Origin of the sequence: Halochromatium sp., from assembly GCF_046541315.1 — a bacterium.
Classification (GTDB): Bacteria; Pseudomonadota; Gammaproteobacteria; order Chromatiales; family Chromatiaceae; genus Lamprobacter.
Window position 1 is genome coordinate 1 of record NZ_JBKHDN010000238.1, and the last position, 3,756, is coordinate 3,756.

The window sequence follows — 3,756 nt, forward strand, 5'->3', positions numbered from 1 at the left end:
TCATCGAGCCCCACCAGCAGAAACGACAGCCTTGTGCCTTCGCGTTCGGCGCGCAGGGTCTCGCGCGCGAGCAGGATGTCGCAGACGGCGCGATTGGGCAGGCCGGCAACGGCATCGACGTTGGCGAGCGCACGCAACCGATCCCGGCTCGCCTTGAGCTGCAGATGCGTCGCGACCCGCGCCCGCACCCGCAGCCGCTTGATCGGCTTGGCGATGTAATCGACGGCGCCGACCGCGAAGCCCTTGGCCTCGTCCTCGAGTTCGGTCTTGGCGGTGACGAAGATCACCGGGATCTCGGCCAGGCGCGGCTCGAGCTTGAGCAGCCGACAGACCTCGTAGCCATCGACCTCGGGCATCATGATGTCGAGCAGGATCAGATCGATGCGTCGGTTCAGCGCGATCTCGAGCGCTTCCTCGCCCGAGATGGCAAAGAAGATCTCGTAATCGTCACCGAGCGCGGCAGCCAGGACCTCGATGTTCTCGGGGACATCGTCGACGATCAGCAGCTGGGGCCGTTGTTCGGCAGCGGGATCAGTGGTTGCCATCGGCGCCGTTCTCGTTCTCGGGGGTTCGGAAGCGGGCGGGGTCCGCCCCCTGTTAGGGGAACCGCTTGAGCCGATCCATCGCCTGCGCGTAGCGCTTGCGCAGCGCCGTGCCGCTAACGTAAAGCGATCCGACCGCGCTGTAAATGTTGCGCGCGCCCCGGTCCATCATCATGCGACCCGCGCGGGTTCTCTGTATCATGGGCGTCCGATCATGTCACCTTCAAAGAGGCTTGGCTTTGCCGCGCACATCGACAACAGCTGGCATCTGATGCAATGGCTTTTCCTATTGTTACCGCTCGCGGCCGCCTCCGGCTGGCTCATCGCGCGCCGCTCGGGCTCGGGGCGGCGTGGCGAGAGCCGCTGCGGTAGCCCCAATCCGGTCTTCTTCCGCGGCCTGAATTACCTGCTCAACGAGCAGCCGGACAAGGCGATCGACGTGTTCCTCAGTCTGGCCGAGGTCGACGGCGAAACCGCCGAGACCCATCTTGCGCTCGGCGCGCTGTTTCGGCGCCGCGGCGAGGTCGATCGTGCCATCCGCATCCACCAAAACCTGGTCGCGCGCGAGACCCTGAGCAGCGCCCAACGCGGCTATGCGCTCTACGAACTCGGCCGCGATTATATGCTCGCCGGGCTCTTCGATCGCGCCGAGAGCCTGTTCCTGGAGCTGGTCGAGCAAGGCCTGCAGGACCGGCGCGCCTTGCGCGGTCTGATCGAGATCTATCAGGCCGAGAAGGACTGGCGCCGATGTCTGGAAACGGCGAATCAGCTGCGCCAACGCTCGGATGAGCCGATCCACACCGAGATCGCCCATTATCACTGCGAGCTGGCCGATGAATGCCGTCGCCACGGGCAGCGCGACGAGGCGCGCGCGCACCTGCTCGACGCCCAGGCGATCGACCCGAACTGCATCCGTGCCACGCTGATCCAGGCGCGAATGGAGATGGAGCGCAACGACCCGGCCTCGGCCTGGATGCTGTACCGCCACCTCGCCCGACGCGGACCCGACTACCTCCCCGCCATGCTGCCGGAGCTGCTGCAGTGCTGCCAACAACTCGGCCGTCAGGGCGTCACCGAGGAGCTTGGCGAGCTGTTCGCGGCGCATCCGTCCGCGCCCTTGATGCGCGAACTCTCGCGCGCGATCGAGCGCGAGCAAGGCCCTCCGGCGGCGCTGAGTTTTCTCACCGATTATCTCGCTCGCCATGCCGATCTGGTGGGCGTCGAGCGGCTCCTGGAGCTGCGGCTCTCAGGCCCCCCGCAGCAGACCCTCGCAGGCGATCGGCAACTGCTCGCGGTCATCCGGCATCTGGTGACGGCGCAACCGGGCTATCGCTGCGATCAATGCGGTTTCGAGGCCCGGGCCCTGCATTGGCAATGCCCCAGCTGCAAACATTGGGGCAGCATCAAGGCCGTCGCGCCGCCACCGCTATGCCAGCCGGCGGCGGCCAGCGCATGCCCCAGTCCCCCTCATCCATAGCCCGCTCGCCATCTCATCGAGGACAACTCGCCTTGACCGACCCCCGTCTCATCGTCGCGCTCGACTTTGCCTCCGCCGAGGCGGCCCTCGCCCTCGCCGACCGACTCGATCCACGGCGTTGCCGGGTCAAGGTCGGCAAGGAGTTGTTCACCCGCGCCGGTCCGGCCGTGATCGAGCGGCTCGTTCACCGCGGGTTCGAGGTCTTTCTCGACCTCAAATATCACGACATCCCGAACACCGTCGCCGCTGCCTGCGCGGCGGCTGCCGAGCTTGGGGTCTGGATGCTCAACGTCCATGCCTCGGGTGGGCTGACGATGATGCAAGCCGCGCGTGAGCGCCTGGAGTCGCTGCCGCAGCGGCCATTGCTGATCGCGGTGACCCTGCTCACCAGTCTCGACGACGCCGATCTGGCGGCGATCGGTTGTCCGGGGCGCGCGTGCGATCGGGTCGCCGTGCTCGCCGAGCTGAGCGCGCAGGCGGGTCTGGACGGCGTCGTCTGCTCCGCGCACGAGGTCAGCGACCTGCGCGCGCGGCTGGGTCCGGACAGATTACTGGTGACGCCCGGCGTGCGCCCCGCCGAGAGTGCGCGCGGCGACCAGAAACGGGTCATGACGCCGAGCCAGGCCATCGCCGCGGGCGCCGATCATCTGGTGATCGGGCGGCCGATCACCGCCGCCGCCGATCCGCAGGCCGCGCTTTCGGCCATCGAGGCCGAGTTGGCCGCCGGGCCTTCCGCGCCCCGCTTGAGCCCCAACTGAGCCCCGGTTGAGTCCCGGTTGAGCCCCCACGCCCACCCTTTGTTCCATCGCCTCACCAACCACACGAAAGGAGCCCCCATGGCCAAGATCAACAAGGCTGTCTTCCCGGTTGCCGGTCTCGGCACCCGTTTCCTACCGGTCACCAAGGCCAGCCCCAAGGAGATGCTGCCCGTGGTCGACAAACCCCTGATCCAGTACGCCGCCGAAGAGGCCGAGCAAGCCGGCGCGACACAACTGGTGTTCATCACCGGCCGCCATAAACGCTCGATCGAGGATCACTTCGACAAGGCCCCGGAACTCGAGGCCGAACTCCAGGAGGCCGGCAAGGACAAGCTGCTGCACATCGTGCGCACCATCCTGCCGGACCATGTCAACTGTATCTACCTGCGCCAGCCGGAGGCGCTCGGACTCGGGCATGCGGTGCTCTGTGCCAAGCCGGTGGTCGGCAATGAGCCCTTCGCCATCCTGCTCGCCGACGACCTGATCGACAATGCCGGCCAGGGCGTCTGCGAGCAGATGGCCGATCTGCACGCGCGCACCGGCGGCGCCAGCATCCTCAGCGTGCAGGAAGTGCCGCCGAGCGAGACGCACAAGTATGGCATCGTCGAGACCAAAACCCAGTCCGATGGCACGCTGCGGGTGACCTCGATCGTGGAGAAGCCCAAGCCTGCGGATGCACCATCGAATCTGGCGGTGGTCGGGCGCTACCTGCTGACACCGGCGATCTTCGACAAGCTCGAGCAGACCCAGGCCGGCGCCGGCGGCGAGATCCAGCTCACCGACGCGATCGCCGCACTGCTCGACGAAGAGGTGGTGATCGCCCATCCCTTCGAGGGCAAACGTTACGACTGCGGGAGCAAGGAAGGCTACCTCCAAGCCACGGTCGAACTCGCGCTCAACCATCCCGAACTCGGCGAGGAATTCCGTCGCTATTTAAAGTCGCTCGCGCTCTAAGGCGATTTCTGTCAACGCTCATACC

The 3,756-nt window shown here is 66.7% G+C and carries 5 protein-coding genes; 3 read left to right on the plus strand and 2 right to left on the minus strand.

All coding sequences use genetic code 11. The features are described 5' to 3' along the window. Together ACLFQI_RS12360 and ACLFQI_RS12365 are read right to left on the minus strand one after the other, a co-directional pair. Nucleotides 1-545 (minus strand): response regulator (locus ACLFQI_RS12360; RefSeq protein ID WP_410759765.1); only part of this gene is annotated, 545 nt, incomplete at its 3' end. Nucleotides 546-597: 52 nt separating this feature from the next. Beyond that, nucleotides 598-744: a hypothetical protein gene (locus ACLFQI_RS12365; RefSeq protein WP_410759767.1), complete on the minus strand. Its 147-nt coding sequence runs from the start codon at nucleotides 742-744 to the stop codon at nucleotides 598-600. Between the two features lie 12 nt (nucleotides 745-756). Here ACLFQI_RS12365 and lapB point away from each other — a divergent pair, with 12 nt between their 5' ends. From lapB to galU, 3 genes are all read left to right on the plus strand, one after another. Beyond that, nucleotides 757-2,019: a lipopolysaccharide assembly protein LapB gene (lapB, locus tag ACLFQI_RS12370; protein ID WP_410759768.1), complete on the plus strand. Its 1,263-nt coding sequence runs from the start codon at nucleotides 757-759 to the stop codon at nucleotides 2,017-2,019. 32 nt (nucleotides 2,020-2,051) lie between these two features. Then, entirely contained in the window at nucleotides 2,052-2,777 is a 726-nt protein-coding gene (gene pyrF / locus ACLFQI_RS12375; protein WP_410759769.1) for an orotidine-5'-phosphate decarboxylase, read from the plus strand. Between the two features lie 78 nt (nucleotides 2,778-2,855). Continuing rightward, nucleotides 2,856-3,731: a UTP--glucose-1-phosphate uridylyltransferase GalU gene (gene galU / locus ACLFQI_RS12380; RefSeq protein WP_410759770.1), complete on the plus strand. Its 876-nt coding sequence runs from the start codon at nucleotides 2,856-2,858 to the stop codon at nucleotides 3,729-3,731. Nucleotides 3,732-3,756 lie beyond the last annotated feature (25 nt).